The 21,423-nt window shown below is 64.7% G+C and carries 24 protein-coding genes, 1 tRNA gene and 2 pseudogenes (1 of these 27 cut by a window edge); 13 read left to right on the forward strand and 14 right to left on the reverse strand.

Going from position 1 to position 21,423, the window contains the following annotated elements:
• Together J2W78_RS00140 and J2W78_RS00145 are read left to right on the forward strand one after the other, a co-directional pair.
• Positions 1–359 carry the 3' end of a tyrosine-type recombinase/integrase gene (locus J2W78_RS00140; RefSeq protein ID WP_253366943.1) on the forward strand. It extends 763 nt beyond the left edge of the window, so 359 of the gene's 1,122 nt are visible here — the last part of the coding sequence; its start codon lies beyond the left edge, outside the window; the stop codon is at positions 357–359.
• Between the two features lies 1 nt (position 360).
• Positions 361–720 (forward strand): hypothetical protein, encoded by a 360-nt coding sequence (locus J2W78_RS00145; protein ID WP_253366951.1) that lies wholly within the window; start codon positions 361–363, stop codon positions 718–720.
• Between the two features lie 3 nt (positions 721–723).
• Here J2W78_RS00145 and J2W78_RS00150 read toward each other — a convergent pair whose 3' ends face one another.
• Both J2W78_RS00150 and J2W78_RS00155 read right to left on the reverse strand, forming a co-directional pair.
• Complete coding sequence (locus J2W78_RS00150; protein ID WP_253366953.1) at positions 724–1,248, reverse strand: hypothetical protein; 525 nt, start codon at positions 1,246–1,248, stop codon at positions 724–726.
• Between the two features lie 87 nt (positions 1,249–1,335).
• Positions 1,336–1,638 (reverse strand): hypothetical protein, encoded by a 303-nt coding sequence (locus tag J2W78_RS00155; RefSeq protein ID WP_253366954.1) that lies wholly within the window; start codon positions 1,636–1,638, stop codon positions 1,336–1,338.
• A 204-nt stretch (positions 1,639–1,842) separates the two neighbouring features.
• Between J2W78_RS00155 and J2W78_RS24810 the strand changes: the two genes are divergently transcribed.
• The 3 genes from J2W78_RS24810 to J2W78_RS00170 all read left to right on the forward strand — a co-directional run bounded on the left by J2W78_RS24810 (position 1,843) and on the right by J2W78_RS00170 (position 4,164).
• Positions 1,843–2,001, forward strand: a complete 159-nt coding sequence (locus J2W78_RS24810; RefSeq protein WP_367399906.1) for a hypothetical protein — start codon at positions 1,843–1,845, stop codon at positions 1,999–2,001.
• Positions 2,002–2,260: 259 nt separating this feature from the next.
• Positions 2,261–3,652 (forward strand): HD domain-containing protein, encoded by a 1,392-nt coding sequence (locus J2W78_RS00165; protein ID WP_253366955.1) that lies wholly within the window; start codon positions 2,261–2,263, stop codon positions 3,650–3,652.
• Positions 3,652–4,164: a hypothetical protein gene (locus J2W78_RS00170; protein WP_253366956.1), complete on the forward strand. Its 513-nt coding sequence runs from the start codon at positions 3,652–3,654 to the stop codon at positions 4,162–4,164. Before J2W78_RS00165 ends, J2W78_RS00170 begins: the two co-directional genes overlap by 1 nt.
• Before the next feature lie 151 nt (positions 4,165–4,315).
• On the opposite strand, the gene J2W78_RS00175 is transcribed toward J2W78_RS00170, so the two are convergent.
• From J2W78_RS00175 to J2W78_RS00185, 3 genes and pseudogenes are all read right to left on the reverse strand, one after another.
• Entirely contained in the window at positions 4,316–4,633 is a 318-nt protein-coding gene (locus J2W78_RS00175; protein WP_253366957.1) for a hypothetical protein, read from the reverse strand.
• 62 nt (positions 4,634–4,695) lie between these two features.
• Positions 4,696–4,974: pseudogene (locus tag J2W78_RS00180) on the reverse strand (SOS response-associated peptidase); the annotation flags it as partial.
• Between the two features lie 92 nt (positions 4,975–5,066).
• Entirely contained in the window at positions 5,067–5,246 is a 180-nt protein-coding gene (locus J2W78_RS00185) for a hypothetical protein (protein ID WP_253366958.1), read from the reverse strand.
• A gap of 122 nt (positions 5,247–5,368) precedes the next feature.
• Here J2W78_RS00185 and J2W78_RS24885 point away from each other — a divergent pair, with 122 nt between their 5' ends.
• From J2W78_RS24885 to J2W78_RS00200, 4 genes and pseudogenes are all read left to right on the forward strand, one after another.
• A complete protein-coding gene (locus tag J2W78_RS24885; protein ID WP_437178528.1) occupies positions 5,369–5,689 on the forward strand; it encodes a DUF6894 family protein in 321 nt (106 codons plus the stop codon).
• 176 nt (positions 5,690–5,865) lie between these two features.
• Entirely contained in the window at positions 5,866–6,939 is a 1,074-nt protein-coding gene (locus J2W78_RS00190) for a hypothetical protein (RefSeq protein ID WP_253366960.1), read from the forward strand.
• A gap of 27 nt (positions 6,940–6,966) precedes the next feature.
• Positions 6,967–7,338, forward strand: a pseudogene (locus J2W78_RS00195) (thermonuclease family protein); the annotation flags it as partial.
• Between the two features lie 74 nt (positions 7,339–7,412).
• Positions 7,413–8,390 (forward strand): hypothetical protein, encoded by a 978-nt coding sequence (locus tag J2W78_RS00200; RefSeq protein ID WP_253366962.1) that lies wholly within the window; start codon positions 7,413–7,415, stop codon positions 8,388–8,390.
• 568 nt (positions 8,391–8,958) lie between these two features.
• Here the strand turns inward: J2W78_RS00200 and J2W78_RS00205 are convergent.
• The 4 genes from J2W78_RS00205 to J2W78_RS00220 form a co-directional block, all read right to left on the reverse strand.
• A complete protein-coding gene (locus J2W78_RS00205) occupies positions 8,959–10,860 on the reverse strand; it encodes a hypothetical protein (protein ID WP_253366963.1) in 1,902 nt (633 codons plus the stop codon).
• A gap of 204 nt (positions 10,861–11,064) precedes the next feature.
• Positions 11,065–11,397: a hypothetical protein gene (locus J2W78_RS00210; protein ID WP_253366965.1), complete on the reverse strand. Its 333-nt coding sequence runs from the start codon at positions 11,395–11,397 to the stop codon at positions 11,065–11,067.
• A gap of 49 nt (positions 11,398–11,446) precedes the next feature.
• Positions 11,447–12,916, reverse strand: a complete 1,470-nt coding sequence (locus J2W78_RS00215; protein WP_253366967.1) for a hypothetical protein — start codon at positions 12,914–12,916, stop codon at positions 11,447–11,449.
• A 9-nt stretch (positions 12,917–12,925) separates the two neighbouring features.
• On the reverse strand, positions 12,926–13,918 hold the full coding sequence (locus J2W78_RS00220; RefSeq protein WP_253366968.1) for a hypothetical protein: 993 nt from the start codon (positions 13,916–13,918) through the stop codon (positions 12,926–12,928).
• 577 nt (positions 13,919–14,495) lie between these two features.
• Here J2W78_RS00220 and J2W78_RS00225 point away from each other — a divergent pair.
• The 3 genes from J2W78_RS00225 to J2W78_RS00235 all read left to right on the forward strand — a co-directional run bounded on the left by J2W78_RS00225 (position 14,496) and on the right by J2W78_RS00235 (position 16,077).
• A complete protein-coding gene (locus J2W78_RS00225; RefSeq protein ID WP_253366970.1) occupies positions 14,496–14,744 on the forward strand; it encodes a hypothetical protein in 249 nt (82 codons plus the stop codon).
• 260 nt (positions 14,745–15,004) lie between these two features.
• A complete protein-coding gene (locus J2W78_RS00230) occupies positions 15,005–15,322 on the forward strand; it encodes a helix-turn-helix domain-containing protein (RefSeq protein ID WP_253366972.1) in 318 nt (105 codons plus the stop codon).
• Between the two features lie 62 nt (positions 15,323–15,384).
• Positions 15,385–16,077, forward strand: coding sequence for a recombinase family protein (locus tag J2W78_RS00235; RefSeq protein ID WP_253366974.1), 693 nt, complete (start codon positions 15,385–15,387; stop codon positions 16,075–16,077).
• Positions 16,078–16,088: 11 nt separating this feature from the next.
• Here the strand turns inward: J2W78_RS00235 and J2W78_RS00240 are convergent, their stop codons facing one another.
• The 5 genes from J2W78_RS00240 to J2W78_RS00260 all read right to left on the reverse strand — a co-directional run bounded on the left by J2W78_RS00240 (position 16,089) and on the right by J2W78_RS00260 (position 20,262).
• On the reverse strand, positions 16,089–16,511 hold the full coding sequence (locus J2W78_RS00240) for a hypothetical protein (RefSeq protein ID WP_253366976.1): 423 nt from the start codon (positions 16,509–16,511) through the stop codon (positions 16,089–16,091).
• Between the two features lie 334 nt (positions 16,512–16,845).
• Complete coding sequence (locus tag J2W78_RS00245) at positions 16,846–19,275, reverse strand: AAA family ATPase (RefSeq protein ID WP_253366978.1); 2,430 nt, start codon at positions 19,273–19,275, stop codon at positions 16,846–16,848.
• A 102-nt stretch (positions 19,276–19,377) separates the two neighbouring features.
• On the reverse strand, positions 19,378–19,545 hold the full coding sequence (locus J2W78_RS00250; protein WP_253366980.1) for a helix-turn-helix domain-containing protein: 168 nt from the start codon (positions 19,543–19,545) through the stop codon (positions 19,378–19,380).
• Between the two features lie 146 nt (positions 19,546–19,691).
• On the reverse strand, positions 19,692–20,105 hold the full coding sequence (locus J2W78_RS00255; protein ID WP_253366982.1) for a hypothetical protein: 414 nt from the start codon (positions 20,103–20,105) through the stop codon (positions 19,692–19,694).
• 81 nt (positions 20,106–20,186) lie between these two features.
• Positions 20,187–20,262, reverse strand: a tRNA-Glu gene (locus tag J2W78_RS00260).
• Positions 20,263–20,327: 65 nt separating this feature from the next.
• On the opposite strand from J2W78_RS00260, the gene J2W78_RS00265 reads away from it, so the two are divergent.
• Entirely contained in the window at positions 20,328–21,359 is a 1,032-nt protein-coding gene (locus tag J2W78_RS00265; protein ID WP_437178527.1) for an RluA family pseudouridine synthase, read from the forward strand.
• Positions 21,360–21,423 lie beyond the last annotated feature (64 nt).

Consider the following 21,423-nt stretch of genomic DNA (forward strand, 5'->3'; position numbering starts at 1 on the left):
TGGCCGCCGGGCGCGCGCCGCGGGACCCGCTGATGCGGCGTGACGACGGCGACCCGTGGAAGCCGGCGCAGTACCAACGCCCGTTCAAGGCAGCCCTGGAACGGGCCAAGCTAGAGAGCATCAGCCTGCATGAGCTCCGGCACTCCTACGCCAGCGCGATGGTCCGGAACGGCGCGCCGCTAATCGTCGTCGCCGAGGCGCTCGGCCATTCCGGCACCCGCATGGCCGAAAAGCACTATGCGCACCTCGCGCCGAGCTTCGTTGCCGACACGATCCGCCGGACGGCACCCGACCTGGAGGTGGTGGCCTCGACTGTCGTGCCGCTCGCCCGGCTGGCGGCTGCGCGGGCGGGGGCCTGAGATGCGCCGCTGTCTCGCTGCGCTGGCGCTGTCCGGCTGTTTCGCCGCGGCACCCTGCAGAGCCGATGGCGCGAACGCTGCCGGCTTCGGCCTAACGTCCTGCACCGACGCCGCGCCGCTGTTCGATCAGCCAGCCTTCCGGTCGGCGTTCATGACCTGGACGCTTGGCTTTGCCACGGGAATCAACAACGTGCTGGTCGTGCGCGATCGGCAGTTCCGTGACCTGTCCGGCCTGAACGCCGATCTGGTGGTGGGATCCCTGCGCGCCTTCTGCACGCAGCATCCGACGGCGTTCCTGATCCAGGGGGCGGAGCGCCTTCATGCCGGCCTGCCGTTGCGCGCGTGGACGGCGCCGCGCTAACGCTCAAAGCTGCGAGGCGAAGCCCGTCAGGCATGCGCCGCCTGCTACGATGATGAGGGCCGACAGCGCCTCACCGGCCGCGGCCAGGAGGTTGCCGTTTCGGGCCGACGCCGGCACCGGGTGCCGCTCGGCCAAGGGGGCAAGCATACGGCCCGACGGAAGGACGAGCGGGCGCCGCTCGATCCGCTCGACGCCGAGAAACTTCGACAGGTCCGCTTCCCGGGCCCGCGCGATCGCCCACGCATCGCCATAGGCGCCAGCGTTCGGCGCTTCCTCGGCGAGCCACCAGCGAAGGTGCTGGATCAGGCAGAACGCGCCGCCCCGCGTGGCGCAGGCGGTGCCGAGGAGAGCCATCAGCGCGGCCTGCATGTCATCGTCGGCCCGCTCGCTGTCGGCGCCCGGCTGCGCAACCTGGAAGACGGCCCACGCCTCGCTGTGGCGCTCGACCGCCGCAAGCATGGGGTCGGCATGGAAGGGCACGCGGTCACCGTCGGCGGCGAGGGCGGGCAGCATCAGGGCGTGCGTCATCGTTCGGGCTCCTGTGAGGGCTCGTTGGGGTTCGTCGGATTGGAGGGGGTGGGTCCCGTTTCGGCGCCGATCCGGTCGGCGGCGGGATCAGTGAGCGGCGCGAGCGCGGGTGGTGCGCGCGGCCTGCCACGCGGCCTTGAGCGCCACGGACATGGCGACGGCCCAGGTCGAGCCGTAGGTGAGCTGATGCGCTTTCGCGGCAGAAGCGGCGGCGGTCATGATGCCGGCGCGGTTGAAGGAGCCGTCAGCCTTCACGAGGGCAACCTTGCCGAACCGTACCATGCCCTCGACCCGGCCGCGGGCGCCGAGGAAGCCCGCCGGAACCTGCACGCGGTCGTTCCGCATGTCGGACAGGGCAGTCGACCATGAGAGGGAGCGGCGGGCGGACATCGTTTGATCCGTTTCAGACCGTGTGATATTAGAAATATCACGTGATATCGGTCTGTCAATTAGCGATCAGGTGATATTTTGAAGATCACAAGCGGACAGCTCCGGGCGGCTCGCGCCTTCCTACGCTGGACGGCCCAGGACGTCGCCGACGCTGCTCGTCTCGGCGTCGCAACGATCCGTCGAGCCGAATTGCAGGATGGCCCTTTGAGTGTCACCGAGGCCAACGCCGAGGCCATCCGACGGGCACTTGAAGCCGTTGGCCTTGAGTTCATCCCCGAGAACGGGGGCGGGCCGGGCGTGCGCCTGCGCGAGTCGAGATCCGACAGCCCGCCGGCAACCGGCATCTCAGCCGCCGAGGCTTAACGAAATCGACACCAATCCACCCTGTGGATAACTCGCTCAAACCGGTTCGAAGAGAGCTGGAGCGCTTCGGATCAGTTCTTGTTTTGTTCTATAATGTTCGCCCGCTGGGCAGATCGGGCCGAGGCGCATGTCGCAAAATCGACCGCAACTAGGCCCCAGCTGTGTTTAGGGTGGGGATAAGCCGGAAACGCTCCGGATCAACCAGGCCCCTCAACGTTAAAGGCTTGAGGCGCATTCGATCGCTTGAGGAGAGGCATCAGTGGCGGACAGGGAAGGCGTGCGGCAACGTATCCGTGATCCGCTACACAACCTCATCGAATTCGATACATCTACGGAATTTGAGCACACGCTGTGGCGTGCTGTCCAGACGCGGCCTTTTCAGCGCCTACGCCGCATCAAGCAGCTTGGGTTTTCGGACATCGTATACCCAGGCGCCACGCATTCGAGGTTGGCCCACAGCCTTGGTGTGTTTCATACCGCTCGTCGGCTTATGGGTATCATCAAGCGGTCGCTGCCCCGCTTCGAGGAATCTAAGGCCAACCAGGCACTGGCAGCGGCCCTGATTCATGATCTGGGGCACGGGCCTTTCAGTCACGCCTTTGAAGAGGTTGGAAGACGCCTCAATCTCAAGATGGCTCATCACGAGACCGTTAGCGACGAAATCATCCGCAACAGCGAAGTCACCGCGGTCTTAAAAGAGCTTGGAAGCGGTTTTGCAGATGATGCTGCAGATGTTATCAAGGGGATCGGCAAGCAAACGATATACAGCGCAGTTGTTTCCAGTCAGTTTGATGCAGATAGATTAGACTATATGCAGCGAGATAGAATGATGACTGGAAGTCATCATGCTGCAATCGACTTCGAGTGGCTTAGCGCCAACCTCGAAATCGGGAAGGTGCCTTTTGGAGTAGACGAAACGTCTGTCGGAGAGGTGGAAACCTTCGTACTAGGCACCAAGGCTATCCACGCAGCAGAAGCATTTGTACTGGGCTTATTTCAACTCTATCCTACGATTTATTACCACAAAACAACGCGCGGCGCAGAGAAGTTGTACACTGAACTTCTCATTCGAACCATTTCGATGATTCGAGACGGGAGTTTGGAGCAGACGGGCCTTCCTGAGAATCACCCTGTCGTGAAATTCGCCAAGCACCCTGAAGAACTTAATCTTGTTCTAAATCTCGATGATACTGTCATTTGGGGCGCGTTATCTTTGATGGCGGACGCCAAGGATGGAAAAATTGCTCGTATTTCAACCCGGTTACGCGACAGAAAACTACTAAAGTGTATCGACGTTCGAGTTATGCTGTCCCAGAAGATGCCTCATAACCCAGAGATAGAGTCTAGGATAGATAAAATCTGCGCTGGTGTAGAGAGAAGGATAGTCGAATGGTCAGCAGAAGCAGGGAATGAAAGCCGACTCTTGGTCGATACGGCGAAAAGGTCGCCATACAAGCCTGTTGATGCTTCTAAGGGTCCGCTCGAGCGTATCAACATACGTACCGAAAGCGGCGAGTTGGCCGACCTAAAAAGTCGATCAGCCGTCGTGGATGCAATAAAACCTTTCAAGCTGTTTCGCGTTTACGTAGATTCGGACGATCGCGAGGCGAGAGAACGGCTAGACGGTATCATTAGTGGGGAGATGGCCTAATGACCCAAGATAACTTCGAAAAGGTCGCTTCCATCATTGGTGACGCGGGCGGCCGTGTTGTTGGAAGAACCAAGCTCCAGAAAATTGCTTTCATTCTGGAGGCTGCCGGCCTTGGGGCTGGATTCAAGTTTGAATACTATCATTATGGCCCCTTCAGCGAGGGCTTAGCGCACGCCACCCGGGATGCCGTTCTCGCTGGAGTCGTAACTGAGAAGGAGCAGCCGGCAGCATGGGGTGGCTTTTACTCCACCTATGAAGTTGATAACCGCGAAAAAATTGCGGACAACAAAGCACGTCTTGAAATCGCACAGATAGGATCAAAGGCCAATTCTGTCGAACTTGAGCTCGCTGCCACAGCTTTGTATCTGTCAATTGAGAAATGCCCGGATCCGTGGGAAGAAACTGCAAGGAGGAAGCCCGAAAAATCCGAGGCGGGACGCCTCGCTCGAGCAAAAGAGCTTTATAAAGAGCTTAGTTCGATCGAAACACCAAGGCGACTTCCTATTCTGTAGGTCATCCTCGAACGCCTTGGAAGTTCATGGCGGCGCGAATCTAATTGACGCCGCCTCATGTCGTTGATTTGGGAATCAGTGGCACCCGAATAGTATTTCCAGCAATAGAGCTGACCTCAATTTAGCGCCAGCTGAAGCGCAGATCGCGCAATCAACGGCTGGCACTGTAGCTCGCGACCATCTCCGGCGTGACGTCGGCTGGGTAGCAGAGCGGCGAGTAGCCACCCGGCCGCGAATGGGCGCTCCGGCGCCCGCACGAACGGCCGCCGCGGTCGCTCTGGTAAAGGCAGGCGCAGCTGCTGGGATAGCTCGCGATCGTTTCCGCTATCAGGAGCTTTGCGAACGCCGCGACGCTGAGCGCCGGGGCGACCTTCGGCGCTGGCGACGTCTCGGCTTCCTCAACCGACGGGGCATCGCGCAGGCGCTTAGCCTGGATCCAGCCTTCGCGTTGCGTCAGGCTGTGCCGCACCCGAACCCATCCGGGCCGCCTCTCTAGGGCCGTGACCGCTTGGCCGGGGCCGAGCCGGTCGATCAGCCCTCATCGTGCTTCGAGCCGCGCCCCACCACCATCAGCGATCCATCCGGCAACGGGCGCTGCAGCGCCTTCGCCTCGGACCAAGGCGCCCGCAGCCACACGTCCCGTTCTTCCTCCATGGTCAGGATCACCGGCATCGCCTTCGGATGGATCGCGCCGACCTCGGCATTCGGGTCCGTGGTCAGGAAGGCGTAGATATCGTCCGTCGTCTCGCCCTCCTTCACCTTGCGCACCGACGTCCAGCCTTCCGTCTTGATGCCGGCAAGCCGGGCCAGCCGATACGCGCCTCGACGCGCCGGGCAGATTCCGCACTCCACGCGCACAACGACATAGGGATACAGCGCAAGGCACGGGATCGGGTCGGACATCAGGCGCGCCTGTCAGCCGCTGGCGCTCCGGCGCGCACGTAGCCGCGGGACAACTGACGCCGCACCGCCTCTGTCCGCTCTTCGGCGGCTGCGAGATCGGCCAGGGCATCGACAATCGCCGCCACGAGGGCGGCCCGGTCATCGCCCCGGTGCGCGCTCTGATAGGCCTTGGCGATCATTTCCGCCTCTACCTATCGCGCGTCCACCGTAGCCGGCAGATCGTCGCGCAGCCCTGTCCGACGCCCGACCGCAGCGTGCATGTCACCCCCGATTTCGTTAGAACGTACAGTGAACAAACCAGATGGCTGATTTGGGTTCAACGCGGATCGGCGAGGCGCCGAAATGGCATGGGGAGCGCTGTGGACGCAGAGCGAAAACGTCAGTGACGGTGCAGCGTTACCACTTCCACTGCGTGGGCGGGGGCGGAGACGCTGTCTTCGATCTGTCCGGGCGGTGGGTGCCGCGGCTGCGTGCGCTTGGGCTGCAGGCCGATCGGGTTGCGCAAGCGATCATGGCCGAGGCTCCGGATACCGATTGGTCCGATTGGCTCGTTGACGTCCACGATGCCCGGGGTCGGCGGGTGCTAGTTCGCGCGTTCACCGAGGCGCGTCCGGCGAAGTGAGCTCCGCGGGCGAAGCAGCCTTCGTGTGGCATCGTTGACGCCGTCGTGAGTTTTCGCTGTTGCTTGGGCTGCCGGACAATTGCGCTGGCAACTCTCGACGTGGCAATCATTCCGTGAGGTTGTGCAGCGTTGCTGGGCTCAGCGCTTGTGGGGGCTGTGGGGACACGATGCGTGACTTGGCTCGATTCGCCGTTGCAGTCTGCGCGCTGTTCGCAACGGTCGAAGCTAACGCCCAAACAGACGTGAGTGCCCTAACCGAGGCTCAGAAGCGCAAGATTCACCTGCCGTACGTCCGAGCTGCAACGAACTGCATCTCCCAAGCCTTGCTGATGGCCCCCGATGCGGTTCGTCTGGCCAAGCAGGGGCAGTGGGCGGACGCACTGCGGGCCTTGCCGAAGGGGCAGTGCGGTGCCGAGCTCAGCACTCTCATCGGCACGCATGACCAGCTCTATGGAGCCGGGACCGGGCAAACGTTCTTCGCTGGCCCTTACATTAGCGACCTACCGCGGGCGCTCGGCAATCGACTGAAAGGCGAGTTCGAGCGGCTCGCCGCTGCCGAAGCCCGTGAAATCGCGGCGAGGCAGCAGGAGGTTGCAAGGCAAGAAGCGGCGAAGCAAGCTCGGATCGAGGAAGCGGATCGCGTTGCGTCACTCTACCGAGACAAGATGTACGAATGCACGACGAACCAGATCGTCAAGCTCGTGACGTCGTCGGAAGGTGCAGAGGTGCTCGCCACAGCAGCCTTGACCATCTGCAGTGATGAAGTTGCGAACGCGGCTAAGGCGGGTACTGCCAAAATCCGCATGGAGTATCCCGATGCAGATGCTGTTTCGCTGAGAGCGGAGATTGAGACAGCTATCAGAAAGAACGTTGTAACGACCGCGGTTCAGGCAAAGGCGGCGCTGAACACTCCGAGGCAGCAGGTCGCAAGCGAGCCCGCCCCTGCGCCGGTGACGCCGGTAGTCGCAACACCGCCGCAAGTCGCTACCGCACCCGTAAACGCCGGCCCTGCACCCGCAGCAAGCCCTGTCCGAGAATGCCTCCGCACAATGGCTAAGGCGCGTGAGGGCAAGTTCGTGAACCGCGAGGATCTCGTGAAGGCCATGCTCGATCTCTGCCGGCCGGAGATCGAAGGGGCTGCCCGATCTGCCTTCCTTAAGGACGACAAGGCGTCTTTGGAGCAGGCGAGGGATAAGACGCTGCAGGAAGCGTTGCACGAGGCTCGCGAAGTGGTTGGAGCCGCGAACTGAGCGCATCGCTCCCGACGCTCTTTCAACCGGAAGGCGGCCTGCGCCCTCTCCGACAAGATCGGCCAGGGCAACGTCGCCTGCGAGGCGATCGAAAAGGACCGGTACGGGCGCACGGTCGCAGTCTGCCGCCTCGGTGCGCTCGACCTGAACGGCTGGTTGGTCGAGGAAGGCCTCGGCATGGCCTACCGTCGCTACTCGACCGCCTACGTCGCGCAGGAGGATGCAGCGAAGCTGGCCAAGCGCGGAATCTGGGCGGGCCGGTTTTCCGCGCCATGGGTTTGGCGGAAGGGTGAGCGGGTGCAAGGCCAGGGAATGGCCGCGCCCGGCGGGCCGAACGGACCGATCTCATCGTCAAAGGTGCGGTCGACCGCAGAGGAGCAGCCTCACGCCATGCCGTAACCTCGTCATCATTTTTATACTGTTATCGGTGAGGATGTATGAAAACGCTGATACAATTTGAGTGAGCACCCTAAGTGGCCGAATTTTTCGACAGAAAATTACAAGAGCGTGAGCTTTCGCTCAAAGAGCGAGCAGAAGATAGGCTTCTTCAAGAGACCGCAGTAAAGCAAGCCGAAGCGGATACTAAGGCCAGAGAGCTGGAACTCAAAGAGCGAGAGCTTGAAATACGGTCAAGGGAATTGAAATTTGCTCGGTTTTATAATCCTTGGACGGTAGCGTTAGTTGCGGCCATATTCGGCCTGCTTGGCAATAGCATCATTCAAGCTCGCAATGCCAAAAATCAAAGACGTTTGGAGATCGATAAATACAGTGGAAATCGCGAGATAGAAGAATACAGGAGCGAGGCCGCAAGAATCTTGGAGATGATAAAAACACAGGATCCGGCAAAGGCAAAAACAAATCTCAAGTTTCTTGTATCATCTGGGCTTGTCGTCACCCCGAAGCTGAAAGTTTCTCTCGTTGAGTTTCTAGAAGCAGCAAAAGCTGATGATGTTCCAAGTCTGCCGGCATCAAGCCAAAGGCTAAATATATCCGATGGACGACCTACAATTTTAGTAAGGTCAGAAAAGAAGATACGTGTGGTATGTAATTTCCAAAGCTCTAAAACACCATATGCGTTGGCGGAGGCTTTCAGATCGCGGTTTATAGAGCAAGGCGGAGCAAGAGTGACATCTTCCTCTACGTATCTAGGCAGCCAAGGTTCTTATGGTGGCACGGATGCGTTCGGAAACACTTCTGAAGGAGCATCGATTGCATGGAAAATGCAAGAAACATTTATAAGCAACGCGTATGAGTTTGATGTCAATTTACGAATAGGCAAGATAAACAATTCTGTCAATTTAGAATTGGAGACACCAGACCCAACATCATCAACGCAAGGATTGGATGTTATGTTCATAACCTCAGGACATATTAACGATAAGCTCATCGAAAATATGAAAAATACTTTGAACTACATGAAAATTAAAGATGCCTCCTGCAAGCCGGCATAAAAGCGAACCATCCGATCGAGCGGCCTCGCTAGCATCTGCGAGCACAGGCGAGCCCCAACGCACCACCGCGTTGGACCTCACCTCCGATAAGGCACCTGGCGCTGGACTGATCAACCAACCGTTGCCGCCCGGTCGCTGTCGACGGTCCGCACGTTGAGGCCGAGCGCCTGCGCCTTGATGCAGTGTTTGCCGACGCATTGGCGACGCAGTGCGGATGGGAGGCTTCGGCCGCGTGGGCGTAGACCGCCCGGGCAACTAGGTCGAGCGGGCAGCTTTCAGCGGTGCGATGTCCGCCGCCATCCGGCGCATCTCGCACCGCTGGTCGGCGACTTCCCAGATCGCGAGCTAGTCATCTTGAATGCTGAACGGTGTTCGCCTCGCCGTTCTTCATGGAAAATTCGATGAATGCCCCGGTGCCATCGCCGATGCATATCACCTCGTCTGACTTGTTGACAAAGATTTCACCGTCACGCAGCGTGCGAGGGCCCTCCCCCGGCGAGCGGTAGCCTGGGGGTCGGTGACCGCCTCATCTGGAACCAATCTATGACGACGACTTGGTCGGCCACGATCAGCGTTCTCCGATGCTGCGCGACTGAAGCGCCTGCCGGAGCACCGCGTCGGCGAACGGTGTGGCGGTGCCCCGCTGGAGGATGGTGCCGATCCGGCCGACGCTGTCCGGCGCGGACAGGATCTCCGCCAGCGTCCGGTTGTTCCGGCCGAGCCACACGCGCTTGGCCCCGTCACCGGCCTGCGTCAGCAGCGAAGCGCCACCCGTGCGCAGGGCCGTCATGGCCTGGGCGGTCAGCGGCATCTCGCCAACGGCCTCGCGGATCTGCTGGTTGAAGTCGGTCGGGCTGCCCTGCGGCTTGCGCGTGCCCGTGGCGCGGAGGACGTCGAGCACGTCGGCGATGGGCTGCCGAACGGACGGGCCGCCGGTGGCCTCCAAGACGGCGTCGAGGCTGCGCGCCTGCTGCTCCGTGCCGGCGATGTCCTTGGCAAAGCGCGCCCCGCCGCCCTGGGCCTCTCCGCCCACGAGGCGCGTCGCGCTGGCGTCGAACTGATCGGCGAGCCGTTGGCGGATGAGCTCGTTCGTGAGATCCGGATCGCGAGCGCGCAGGCGCGTCACCGCGTCGGCGAGCTCAGCTTCACCACCTACGAGCGGGCGCGCCGGTAGGACGGCCTGCGTCGCCGCCGCTGTGTCGCCGGCCTGTGCGAGCTGGCCGAGCGGTCCGTGCTCCAGCGGCTCGAGGTTCTGGCGCCGGGCCTGCGCCTGGGCTGTCAGCGCGTCGTCGTAGGCCTGGGAGCCGCCGCGGGCCGGGTCGCGGGCGATGGCGCGGGCCTCGGCTGCGCCCCCGGTGTAGAGGCCGGCTGTCTCGGAGTTGAAACCCGGATTCGCCCGGTTGCCGAGCGCGACGCCGCGATCGCGCATTCCCTTGGTCACCGCGTCGATGACGGCGACGGAATTGTCCGGGAGATCGCGGTACGTCGGGCCGAGCACCGGGTCGGCGCGGAGTTGGCGCAGCGTTTCCCGGAACGCCGGGTCGCGGGCGAGCGGCTCGAAGTCGGCCGGGTCGAGCACGTGGGTGCCGGCCGCCGCGTAGTCGGCCCGTGTCGCCCGATTGATGCCCTGGCGCGTCTCGTCGATGGCCGCCTCGGCGGCCTGGGCCGCGCGCGGGCCGATCGTCGACGGCGCCGTGCTCTGTGGACCGAGCGCCGCGAGCGCCTCGTCGACGGCGTTGCGCATCTGCGCAGGGCGGTCGGCGTAGACCCGCGCGAGCACGGCGCCACCGTCGAGTGAGCCTTCCACCGCCCGCTGCAGGTCGCCGAGCTTCGTCGCGTTGCCCGTGGCGCCCTGGATCGCCTCGGCACCGGTTAAAGGAACGCCGACGCGCTGCGCGGTCTCGCCGAGCGTCCGCGCCGCGGCAAGGTCCGCCTCGGTCGTGCCGCGCGTCGCGGCGACGATGGCGCGCGCTGGCGCGTCGGCCCGGGCCGCGGCCGTTGCCACGCCGAGATTGCCGGCCACGCCGCCGGCGAGGCGCGCGAACGGCTCGGCCGTGGTGCCCTTCGCGGCTTGGCCCGCCGTCTCGGACAGCGCAGCCGGAATGACGGTCTCGACGACGCGCCGCGCCACGCCGCCAGGTCCAACCAGCGCGCCGGGGGCGAACTCGCCGACGGTCTGCGCATACTGGCCCGGCACGGTCTTCGGCTCGTAGAGTGGGCCTGTCGCCTTCTCGACGCCGCTACGGATCGCGCTAGAGCCCGGTAAGCCACCGCCGGATCCGATGCCGCGGAATAGGCGGTCGAACTCCTCCCGCTCCGGCGTGCCGACCTGGGGGCCGTAGCCGGTCCAATCCATGATCGTGTGCCCGACGCCGAGCATCGCGCGATCCAACAGACCGCTGCTCATCTCCTGCACGTCGCCCGGCAAGCCTGCGAGGCCGATTGCGCCCTTCACGGCGCCGGTCGGCAAGGCCTTTGCGACATCGACGGCCACACTTGGCTGCGCCGCGGGCGCCGGCGGGGGCGATATGGCTGCGGGCGTGCGGAAGGCGGCCCACTCGTCGGCCTGCGGCGTGGGCGGGGAGCCAGCCGGAGAAACTCGGAAATTCGCCCAAGGATCATCGGCCATAGCTGCGGTCCTCATCTAACCTCATGGCGCTCGCCGCACTAGCCTTTAGCCGGTAATGGTTTGCTGAAGCCCTTGGTATATCCGTGCTGTGACAGCACTTAGCGGCACTGGAATGTCGTCTAGGTTGACCGTATTGGTTGTAGAGTTTCTGACGTAAGTTCCGTCGGAGCGTTTCAGGCCGTGTAGCAAAGCAAGACCGATGAATCTCGGATCATTTTTGTCTAAAAGAGACTTCGCTTTTTCCAGGAACGTCGACTGTTCGCTGATTTGATAGTTGTTTTGGCCGTGCACCGTATTCTGAAGTGTTATAACATCTCCTGATGTAAATCTAAGATAGTTGTCGTTGCCAAGGTCCGGCATCGGAATCGGGGTGCTCATTGCTCGTTCCTCTTTTTTGGCGGCAGCTGCATCTTCTGGAGGGCGCTGCCTACGGCACCTGTCCGACCGAGCCGTCGGGCAGGCGGATCGGCGTGCCCGACGGCAGGCGCCGCGCCTCCTCCGGCGTCGAGACCGCAATCGGCTCCTGCTGACGCGGTGCGCCACCGGCCGCGGCGTCGGGCTGAGCGGCCGGTCCCTCGCCGGAGCCGAACCGGGCGAAGGGGGACTGCAGTGCCGCGATGCGCCGCTCGGCCTCGAACTTGTCGAGCGTGCCGGCCTGGGCCTGCCGCGCGAGGTCCGCAGCCTGGGCCTGGTGCTGTGCGGCCCCACGCAGCGTCTCAAGAATGATCCGGTTGCCGCCGGGCGTGTTGCCGAGCGAGGGCAAGCTGCGCAGGAAGTTTTGCAGCTCGCGGTCCGACTGCGCGCCGGATCCCGGCGTGCGCAGGCCCGGCGCGAGACGTTCGATGATCGCCCGGACGGCCTGGATCTGGTCGAGCTTGCCGCCCGTCAGCGACGCGGCGACGTCGGTCAGGCCAAGGTCGCTGGCGTATCCCGCCACCTGCGCCTTGCGCTCGGCCAACGCGCCGGTCGGCACGGCGGCAAGCAGGGTTTCGAGATGGTCGAGATTCCCCGCCATCGCAGTAGCGCCACTGCCGACTTTCACGATCTCGGCGTGGCGCTTGGCGAGCTCCTGCTCTGTCGTGTTGCGGTACGGGTCGGCGGTGACGCCGCGCCCCTCGGCGGCGATTGCCGCGTCGAACTCGGCGGCGCGCAGATCGCCCGGCGGCAGCGCGGCGCGCTCGGCCTGCAGGCGGGCGAGGTTGGTCGGCGCAGCCTGCGCGGGCGCTGGCGCCTGCCCCACGGCATCGGCGCGGAAGGCGATGCGGGGGCCGCCCAGCGACTGCACGGTCTCCACCGGTACGTTGGCGAGAGCCGCCGCGCGGCGCTCGTTCTCCGGCAAGCCGCCAAGGATCTGCGCCCGGAGCTGGTCGTCCGTCAGGGGTTTCGGGGCGCCGTCGAGCGTGCGGCCGTCGGGCAGAACGGCGCGGTCGCCGGGATTGAGCGAGACGACGCCCGTCTGCGTCTCCGGCACGCCGTAGGCGGAGGCGATCGAGCCCGGCACGAAGCGTGTGCCCCCGGCCCCCACCGGCGCCAGCATGGCGCGGTCGAGCTCGCCCCGCTGCTGTAGGCGGGTCTGCGTCAGGGCGCGCTCGTTGTCGGCGGAGTTCGCCCGCAGCGTCGTGGCGTTGCTCATGCCGACGGCGGTCAGGCTCTGGCTCGGGTTATAGGCGCCCGCGATCCCGGCCAGCCGGTCGAGCCGAGCCTGATCCACGTCGCTGCCGCCGGCCATGGAGTAGAGGTCGGCGATCTGGGAGACCTTCTGGTTGGTCTCGCGGATCTTGGCGCCAGCGAGCATCTCCTGCGCCGTCGGCGGTGCGAAGGCCTGCGCGAGGCTGCTGAAGCCCTCGCGGAGCTGCGTCGGGTCGATCAGCGGACCCCGGGGCCGAATGCGCGGCATCGTTGATCCCTATCCAGCCTGCTGGGCGAGGTAGCGGTGCACCGACAGCTCAGCGCGCTTGTAGGTGCGATCGTGCGCGGCGTCGGCGATGGTGTTGGCTTGACGGCACACATCCGCGCAGAGGCCGGCAACCCATTCAGGCTGCCAAATGGACCGCTCTGCGTCGTCGGCCTCGAGAGCGTCGAGGATGTGATGGGTCCGGGCGCGGACGACGGAGAACGTCGGCTCGGACAGGTACGTTGGGACGAAGACGCGGTGGACCGCCCATTGCGCGCTCAGCATAGCTATAGCGATGGTGATCCGATCAGGTGCCGACAGCCGGAAACCCGCGGCGAGGCCTTCAGAGAGCAGCCGCATGCCTGCGGCGTAGGGCGTGGCTGGGTCGTCGAGATTGTGGGCGGCCCAGAAGTAAGCCGCGGCCCGCTTCCACAGAGCCGCGGCGGCATCAGCTTGGCGAGCCTCTCGGCGCTTGACGGCCTCTCGGGTTTCGAGCCGGAACGGCAAAACGGTCGCCGTCGGGCCGGCAAGCAGCTTCAGGTCTCCGAGCGGCGGCAGCTCCACATCGGCGTCGGCGCGTTCTTCGTCGATGGCGATCTGCGCTGCGTAGAGGGCGTGTCGAAGCCGCTTGACCGCCCGCATGAATGTCCGCTCGCGCTGGCGCTTGCTAGGACCGTCTCGCTCCTCTTCCGGCAGCGTCAGGACGTCACCGAGGCCGATCACGCCGCTAAGGCCCCGCTCCAGCACGTCGACGCCACAGCCTGCCAGCTCCAGGGGACGCCCGGCCTCAAAAGCGCGGTGCGCGAAATGGCGGATGGCGTGGCGCTGGCCTTCGCCGAACTGGAATGAGCGTCCCGGCTTGAACAGGAGCATCAGCTCATCGAACGCGCCGATCAGGTCGAAGCTGAACTGTCGAGGATCTGTGGCGCCGGCCGCTCGCTCCAGGAAGCCCAGAAACGAGGGGATCGCGTAGGCGAAGTTGGGCGGGTCGTTCGGCTCGGTCATGCACTGCGCCTCATGCTGTCGATATTATAGAGCGCAAGTAGTGGGTCATCAACTGTATAGATCGAATGGATTTGGGGCGCAAACCTCGAGCTATTCCTAGGTTGTCAGACAAAATGTCCGAGTTTGCTTTTGGACAGTTTGTCCAAGCTTGCTGTTGGACAAACTGTCCGCTTCGATTTTCAGGCCGAATTTTTGTGCGAGCGCCCGGCGCCGGTTTCCGCGCCGAATTTGGGGCGTACCGGGGGCCTGGGGGCGTACCCCAGCAGTAAGTGTCTCCTCTGTACGCCCTGTCTCAAGCAAAGAGACAGAATGTCTGGTATATCAGACAAGATTTTGTTTGGATAAATACATTGACAACGTGGGAAACAGCGCCCATTTTCTCAAGTGCTGGTTTGAAAGCCACCCCGTCAGCCGTTCCTATAGTATCCGGTGAGACTATAGCTTCTGGCAGATGTCCAGGGTCTCCGCGCGCATGTCCAAGGCAATGCCTAAAGGCGCGGGGAGCCGACTGACGCGGCGCTTTCAGCCCTGGACTTCGCCAACCCGCTTGAAACGCGGGCCGTCAGGAGCACCCACCATGAACGCAATCGTTCCGATCGCCGCCCGCGCTCAGCGCGCCCATCACGACCGCCCGCGACAGACCCACTTCAGCATCGCCACAGCAAGCCCGAACCGCGCCGCGGGTGATGCGCCGAGTTCCGCTGTGATTGAGGCGCTAAGCGACGATATCGGGACACCGTGCTTCTCGTTTTCGACGTGCGGCATGACGTTCGGACAAGCCGAGCAGTTATTATCGTGCTGGCAGAGCATTATCCAAGGCAACTGAAGTCGACCTTATTACGCAGGGCGCTCCGATCGGGGCGCCCTTGAACCATGAGGCGCAGCGATGTCTTTCCCACGTCTCGAGCGGCACAGGAACGGAAAGTATTACATCCATTGGACGGTCGGTCGCCGGAGCATGCGTGAATCGACCAAGACGGACGAACAGCGGACCGCGCTGATCGCCTTCGCTCACTGGATCCTTAGTCGCTATTCCGACGGTGACGGCGCCGGCGATGCAGTCCGCAGGCGGGCGAGGTGACAACCGTGGAGACGCTGTTCACCGAGGCCGAGGTCGCCGAGCGCCTAAACTGCTCCGTCGCTCGAATCCGCAAGCTTCGCGCGGCGGGCCGGCTGGCCTTCCTGCCCGGACGCCCGGTCCTGGTCACCGAGCGCGATTTCAACGCCTTCGTGGAGAGCGAGCGACAGCACCTCAAGACGCTGACCGGCAAGCGCCGCAAGCGCGCCAGGAAGTTCCTGCCGCCGGAAGACCCACCACCCAAGGGCGGCCTGTCACCCGAATTCCGCGGCTGGTGGCTCGCAGTCAGAATGCAGATGCTCTGCGAGCGGCAAACCAAGCGCTGACAGCCGCATCTGCCCGTATCGTTGTTTGCAACGTCCGTTGCACAGTCTGAGACACCTCCAAAATGGCCACCGGGCGCTTCGTCTCCTACCTCCGCGTGTCGACTGACCGGCAGGGCCGTTCCGGTCTCGGCCTGGACGCGCAGCGCGCCACGGTGGCCGCCTACCTGAACGGCGGAAGCTGGTCGCTGATCGCCGAGTTCGTCGAGGTCGAGAGCGGACGCAACGCCGACCGGCCGGAACTCGCCCGCGCGCTGGCCCTGTGCCGCGCGCACCGGGCGGCGCTGGTGGTGGCGAAGGTCGATCGCCTCGCCAGATCGCAGGCCTTCCTCTCGAACCTGCTGGCCGCTGGCGTGGATGTCCGCTTCTGCGACCTGCCGCAGATTGAGGGGCCGACCGGCCGATTCCTGCTGCAGCAGATGATGTCCGTCGCCGAGCTGGAAGCCGGCCTGATCTCGGCCCGGACCAAGGCGGCGCTGGCGGCGGCCAAGGCCCGAGGGCAGCGCCTGGGCGGCTTCCGCGGCCGTGCCGGGACCGCGGACGATACCGCCAGGGCCCGGGCTGCGCGGACACGGCAGGCCGATGAGCACGCCGCAGCGCTGGAGCCGATCCTGCTGAGAATTGATCCGGCCGGCACCGCGTCGCTCCGGATGGTCGCAGCCGCGCTGTCGGCCGAGCACATCCCGACGCCGAGCGGTCGCGGCGCCTGGACGGCCGCGGCGGTGGCGCGGCTGCGCGCCCGCATGGCGAGCGCCTGACCGGGCGCAAGTCAGTCGAAGACGCTCGGCATGGGCGCGGTCGTGGCCTCGACCGGCTCTAGGTCGATCACACCATCGAGGTCGGCGATCTTGTCCCGGATCGAGCGCGCCGCTGCTTCGAGCTCGGCCCGGCTCATCTGGTCCGGCGACTTCTCGTCATCAGGCGTGTCGGCGCCGACGCCGGATAGCTTCACGAGCTCACGCGCAGCCAGGACGCGCGCGCCGGCCGGAAACTCCTTCCCGCTGGCGATGTCGATTAGCGTACCAACCCCGATCCGAGCGCCCTCGGTTCGGAGGCGCGCAGTCACCTCTGCCTGGATCTGTGCGACCACGTTCGGCCGGCGCATCAGCGCGCCGCCCTGTGACGACGGTTGCGAGTAGCCGGCCTGTCGCGCGGCCTCCGCCGGATCGTTGAGGCGCACCATGCCCTTCACGAAATGCCGTTCCTGGATTGTGAGTTGGCCCGACTTCAATGGCATTGGCTGCTCTCCCACGTTGTCAAAGGTGCTGTGAACCGCTCCGCCACGCGCCGCAGGCGCCGGCCCCATGCCCCCCGCGGGGAGGGCGGGCCGCATAGCCGGCCCTCCCCCTATAGGGGCGCAATGCAGCAAGCTTAGTTTGCGGCAGCTTGCGCAAAATGGGCGGTATAGGGCCAACTCCGTTTTCCCAATTCTAGCAACCGCTTGGAGCCATCCTGGCATAGCGCTATCCGAGGCTTGCGGCAGCTTGCGCAAGCTTGCTGCAGAAGCTTGCGGCAAGTAAAATCAATCACTTAGCAGGGTTTTGGTCGGAAGCTTGCTGCAAAACAGGGGAAGCTTGCTGCAAGCTTGCGGCAGACCCTGCTGCAGAGATTTGAGCCCGATCGACCGAAGAACTCGCTGCGATTTCGCCCGATGCGGACAGTTTGTCCGGCACGACGCGCAGGCCAAAAGTTTGACGGCGGCTTTTGTCCTGTCCGATCGAATGTTCGACGACGGCGCCACGGGACACCAGTCGATCCAGCGCCGCCTGCAGTTCGTCCGCCGGGAAGTCGCCGAACTGCTCGGGTTCCAACTCGCAGAGACGCCTCACGGCTGAATAGGGCGATGTGCGGCCAACCTTCAGCCGCTCGCCGGGAAGCGCCTCGATCCCTTGGACGATGGCTGCCTCGGCCCTGTCGGCGAGTTGCGGCACCGCGCCGTTTGCGAAGACCGAAGCGCCCGGCACGCCGGAGGCCATGACAACCTCGAAGGCGCCTCGCGCCCACCGCATGGTGATGCTCGACCCCGCCGGGCCATAGTTCGATTTCTTGCTTTCGAGGATGCGCGTATCCGTCGACATAGAGGCCGGCGCGCCCTTCCGCGGCTCCGGTCGCCGGAGATAGAGCCGGGACCGGCAGGCGTTGTTCCAAGCTGTCGAGCCGGAGCTACCGTCACCGGACGACTTGCCAGCCTGGGACGGGTGGCCGAGCGCGATCACCGTGCAGCCGACTTCACGGGCCAGCCGGCGCAGGCAGCCCTTCACGAACGCGCTGACCTGGGCGCGGTCGAAGTCGATTCCGGAGAAGATGTCGGCCAACGTGTCGAGCACGATGACGGTGGCCCCAAAGGCGAGCGCCTCGGCGCGCAACGCACGCCAGACGTCGGTCAGCTTCATCCTTCCGGTTTGCCGATCGAACTCGGCCAGGAAATTATCTTCGCCGGCGCGCGGGATCATCCGCAGGGCGCCTAGATCCCGGCAGTCGACGCCGAGGGCCCGGTTGATGTCGTCTTGCCGCCGATGGAGCTCGTCGGCGTCATCCTCGCAGAGAAATAGGATAGTGCGTGCGGCTCGCACTTCCTGGCCAAGCCACCGCCGGGCGGTCGCCGCCGCTGTGGCATACTGGTGGATCAGCAGCGTTTTGCCGACGCCACCATCGCCGTAGAGCAGGGTCACTTCATTCTTAGGGATGAGGCTTGGCGCCTCCCACTCCCGTATCGGCGCCGGCCGATCCTGCCAATCGCGAGGGTCGATGCCCCCAAGCGTGGTTGGCCGCTCCGCTGCCTGCGCCACCACTGGCGCGCCGAATGCGCTCGTGTCCGGCTCGTCCGTGATCGGCTCGAAAAACAGCTCCGGAGGCGTCAGCACCTTACCGGCGGCGCGCGATGCGCGCGAGCGCAGGAAGTCGATGCCAAGGCCGAAGGGGCTTTTGATGCTCCAGTAGGTGCGTTCGTCGAAACCGGGATCGATCTCGCCATCTTCCCAGCGGTCGCACCACTCGCGGAACATCTCCAAGCCCGCGTCCGGATCGTCCTGCAGGGCGCCCCGGATGGCTGCAGCCATTGCACAGTAGCCGTCATAGTCCGGCACGTCGTTCGGGATTCGGGCGACAAGCTGCCGGACCTCTTCCACCGCGCCCATCAGGGATGCCTGGACAACGGTCCTACGGTCGACAGCGGCCGCGCCAGACCGCGGGGCGTTCGCCTCTGGCAATTTGGCGGTGATCTCGGCGAAGAACCCCTCGATCTGCTCGGCCGAGACCTCCGTCAGCTCGTCGTAGGCCGGCACGCCCTCCGGCCACTCATACCGCTTGTTGAGGCTCGGATAGTCGCCGGCCGCCACGTACTGCCGCCCTGCCGCGAGCAGCTCCACGCGCGGGCGCTTGGCCGGTTCGAACGCCGTGCCGTCGTCGAACAGGACGACGCGGTACCCCACGGCGTCAATGTCCTCGACGCGCACCCGGTAGGGCAAGAGCAGCTTCGGGGGCCGCCCAATCCGCCAGGATGCCGGTCCGAGCGTCTCGTGAGCCTGCACCATCACCCGTCGCGCCCACTTCTCGGACAGGCTGTCGATGTCGATGGCGATGTGGCCCTCGCCGGTGCGGATGCCGACGCCAGCGCCGGCCGCTTGACATTCGTCGAACTCGGCCGCCGATAGCTCGACGGCGTGCCAGTTGAAGCCACGCCATCCGTTCGGCCCGGGCCTGCCTACGGCCTTGCCGCGGCTGCCGGGGCGCCGCGCCAGGGAAGAGGCGGGAGAGAGCTCGGCGCCGGGCGGGACGATCGGAACGAGCCGGCGGTAGCCGAGCCGGCGGAAGGCTGCGAAGGTATTGGGGACTGCCGGAGCGGGAAGCTCTATTGGCTGTTGCTCAGATAATCGCAGTTGGAGAAGTTCGCTCAGCGACAGTCCATTGAAAGCTTGCGGAGCAGGGCCGCCACGCCCTAAGTTGTCATTCTGCATCGGAAAGCCTTCCGGCGCCCCTGCCAGGGCGCGTGGCAATGGGTCGAGACGGAAACGGCGGTCGCTCTAGTGGGAGCGAGCCGCCGTTTTCGCGTTCAGGGGCTAGGCCGCGCTCGCCTGAGCACAGCGTGCGAGGAAGTCGTCAGCGTCGACGCGGCGAACGACGGTCCGGTGGCCGATCTTCACCCGCGCCAGCTTGCCGGTCTTCAGCAGCCGCCACGCGGATGCGGGCGAGATGCGCAGGTAGATCGCGAGTTCGTCGACAGACATTGCTGCACGCTCTTCAGCGACAGCATTCACTCGCAGGGGCGACTTCGGCACGGGCAACCTCCCAATCGGCTATGCGACGGCTAGAGGCTGCATGATCGGCGCTGATTGGCCCGCTGTCTGGTGACGAATTATGCCGTCGGAACTTGTCACTCCGCTCGGACTTTGCGGGACCGATAGTAGCGTCGCTTCATAGCCGCGCCGGTGACGCTGAGCCTGTCGCCGAACAGCGCATCGGGGTTATCGAGATGGCTGTGTACCCACGCCCAGAGCGCGGCGCCGCGCAGCCCGAGCTTCGTCTCTGCGTGGGCTCTGAGCTGTTCGATCAGCGTATCCCGGACCGGCCGGGGCTTCGGTCCGGGTTTCGATCGCGGCGGGGGTGAGATCCCAAGCTCGGCGCACAGCAGGCTCACGAAAGCGCCCTTGCGGCGCAGATCCTTCAGAGCCTCGGCACAGCTGCATCCTGCACGCTCGGCCGCCGCGGAAACCCACTGCTCGAGCTCGTCCCAGGACCGAAGATCGGCGAGGTGGACTTGCGGCTGGTGTTTGGGATCAGGAGGCATAATCAGCGCTCCGCGTTGCAACGATTTCTGCAACGACAACAGCCGCGGAGGGCTGAACCAGACCTAAGTCATTGAGCCGGATGGCGCTCCCAAGGGGAATCGAACCCCTGTTTTCGCCGTGAGAGGGCGACGTCCTAGACCGCTAGACGATGGGAGCTTCCTGGCCGACGGGGGTTCGTATAGCGAGGCATCCCGGACCCCGCAAGCGCTTTCCGGGGCGAAATGACGAGAATCCTCACGGTGTCCTCCACGGTGCTTTCCATGATCCCCGACGCGGATGAGGCGCGCAGCCTCGTTCTCGATGAGGGAACCGTCCCCGAGCGGCTCGACCGCGTCCTTGCCCGCGTCTTCGACGATCTCTCCCGTGCCCGGCTCCAGGGCTTGGTGCGCGAGGGGCTCGTGCGCTGCGACGGGGTCGTGGTGCGCGATCCCGCGCGCAAGGTCGGGGCCGGCAGCCGGATCGATCTCAGCGTTCCGGTGCCCCGTCCCGCCGAGCCCCTCGGTGAGGCTTTGCCGCTCGCCGTCTTACATGAGGACGAGGATCTTATCGTCATCGACAAGCCGGCGGGGCTCGTCGTGCACCCAGCGGTGGGGCACGAGGACGGCACCCTCGTCAATCGGCTGATCGCGCATTGCGGGGCGAGCCTGTCCGGCATCGGTGGCGTGCGTCGGCCCGGTATCGTCCACCGTCTCGACAAGGATACGAGCGGCCTGCTCGTCGTTGCCAAGAACGATCTCGCCCATCAGGGCCTCTCGGCCCAATTCGCCGACCATGGCCGCAGTGGCGCCCTGGAGCGGGCCTATCTGGCGCTGGTCTGGAACGTGCCGGAGCCGCGGGCTGGCACGATCCGCGCGAACCTCGCGCGCTCGCGCCATAATCGCGAAAAGATCGCCGTGGTCCGCGAGGGCGAGGGGCGGGAGGCGATCACGCACTACCGAATCGAAAAAGTGCACGGCGACAGCGGCGTCACCGCCCTGCTGCGCTGCCACTTGGAAACCGGGCGCACCCATCAGATCCGGGTGCATCTCAGTCATCGCGGCCATCCGCTGCTGGGAGACGCGGTCTATGGCGGCGCCTTCAAGACCAAGGCGGCCCGGCTCGGCGAGCCCGCTCGCGCCGCCCTGGATGCCCTCGGGCGGCAGGCTCTGCACGCGGTCGAACTCGGATTTCTTCACCCGCGCTCCGGCGAGCGCCTGCGCTTCGAGAGCCCGCTGCCGGAGGATTTTTCGCGGCTGCTGGCCGCCCTCGGCTGAGACGATCCGCTGCGCGGCGCCGGGGCCCGGCCGGGTGACGGCGCCACGAACCACACCGCGGCAA

The organism is Methylorubrum extorquens, from assembly GCF_024169925.1.
GTDB classification, from domain to species: Bacteria; Pseudomonadota; Alphaproteobacteria; order Rhizobiales; family Beijerinckiaceae; genus Methylobacterium; species Methylobacterium extorquens_A.

Bases quoted from the DNA above. Each gene is read 5' to 3' on its own strand.
- J2W78_RS00145 (WP_253366951.1), top strand. From the start codon at position 361: ATGCGCCGCTGTCTCGCTGCGCTGGCGCTGTCCGGCTGTTTCGCCGCG.
- J2W78_RS00150 (WP_253366953.1), bottom strand. From the start codon at position 1,248: ATGACGCACGCCCTGATGCTGCCCGCCCTCGCCGCCGACGGTGACCGC.
- J2W78_RS00155 (WP_253366954.1), bottom strand. From the start codon at position 1,638: ATGTCCGCCCGCCGCTCCCTCTCATGGTCGACTGCCCTGTCCGACATG.
- J2W78_RS00170 (WP_253366956.1), top strand. From the start codon at position 3,652: ATGACCCAAGATAACTTCGAAAAGGTCGCTTCCATCATTGGTGACGCG.
- J2W78_RS00185 (WP_253366958.1), bottom strand. From the start codon at position 5,246: ATGATCGCCAAGGCCTATCAGAGCGCGCACCGGGGCGATGACCGGGCC.
- J2W78_RS24885 (WP_437178528.1), top strand. From the start codon at position 5,369: ATGGCTGATTTGGGTTCAACGCGGATCGGCGAGGCGCCGAAATGGCAT.
- J2W78_RS00210 (WP_253366965.1), bottom strand. From the start codon at position 11,397: ATGAGCACCCCGATTCCGATGCCGGACCTTGGCAACGACAACTATCTT.
- J2W78_RS00215 (WP_253366967.1), bottom strand. From the start codon at position 12,916: ATGCCGCGCATTCGGCCCCGGGGTCCGCTGATCGACCCGACGCAGCTC.
- J2W78_RS00220 (WP_253366968.1), bottom strand. From the start codon at position 13,918: ATGACCGAGCCGAACGACCCGCCCAACTTCGCCTACGCGATCCCCTCG.
- J2W78_RS00225 (WP_253366970.1), top strand. From the start codon at position 14,496: ATGAACGCAATCGTTCCGATCGCCGCCCGCGCTCAGCGCGCCCATCAC.
- J2W78_RS00235 (WP_253366974.1), top strand. From the start codon at position 15,385: ATGGCCACCGGGCGCTTCGTCTCCTACCTCCGCGTGTCGACTGACCGG.
- J2W78_RS00245 (WP_253366978.1), bottom strand. From the start codon at position 19,275: ATGCAGAATGACAACTTAGGGCGTGGCGGCCCTGCTCCGCAAGCTTTC.
- J2W78_RS00250 (WP_253366980.1), bottom strand. From the start codon at position 19,545: ATGTCTGTCGACGAACTCGCGATCTACCTGCGCATCTCGCCCGCATCC.
- J2W78_RS00255 (WP_253366982.1), bottom strand. From the start codon at position 20,105: ATGCCTCCTGATCCCAAACACCAGCCGCAAGTCCACCTCGCCGATCTT.
- J2W78_RS00265 (WP_437178527.1), top strand. From the start codon at position 20,328: ATGACGAGAATCCTCACGGTGTCCTCCACGGTGCTTTCCATGATCCCC.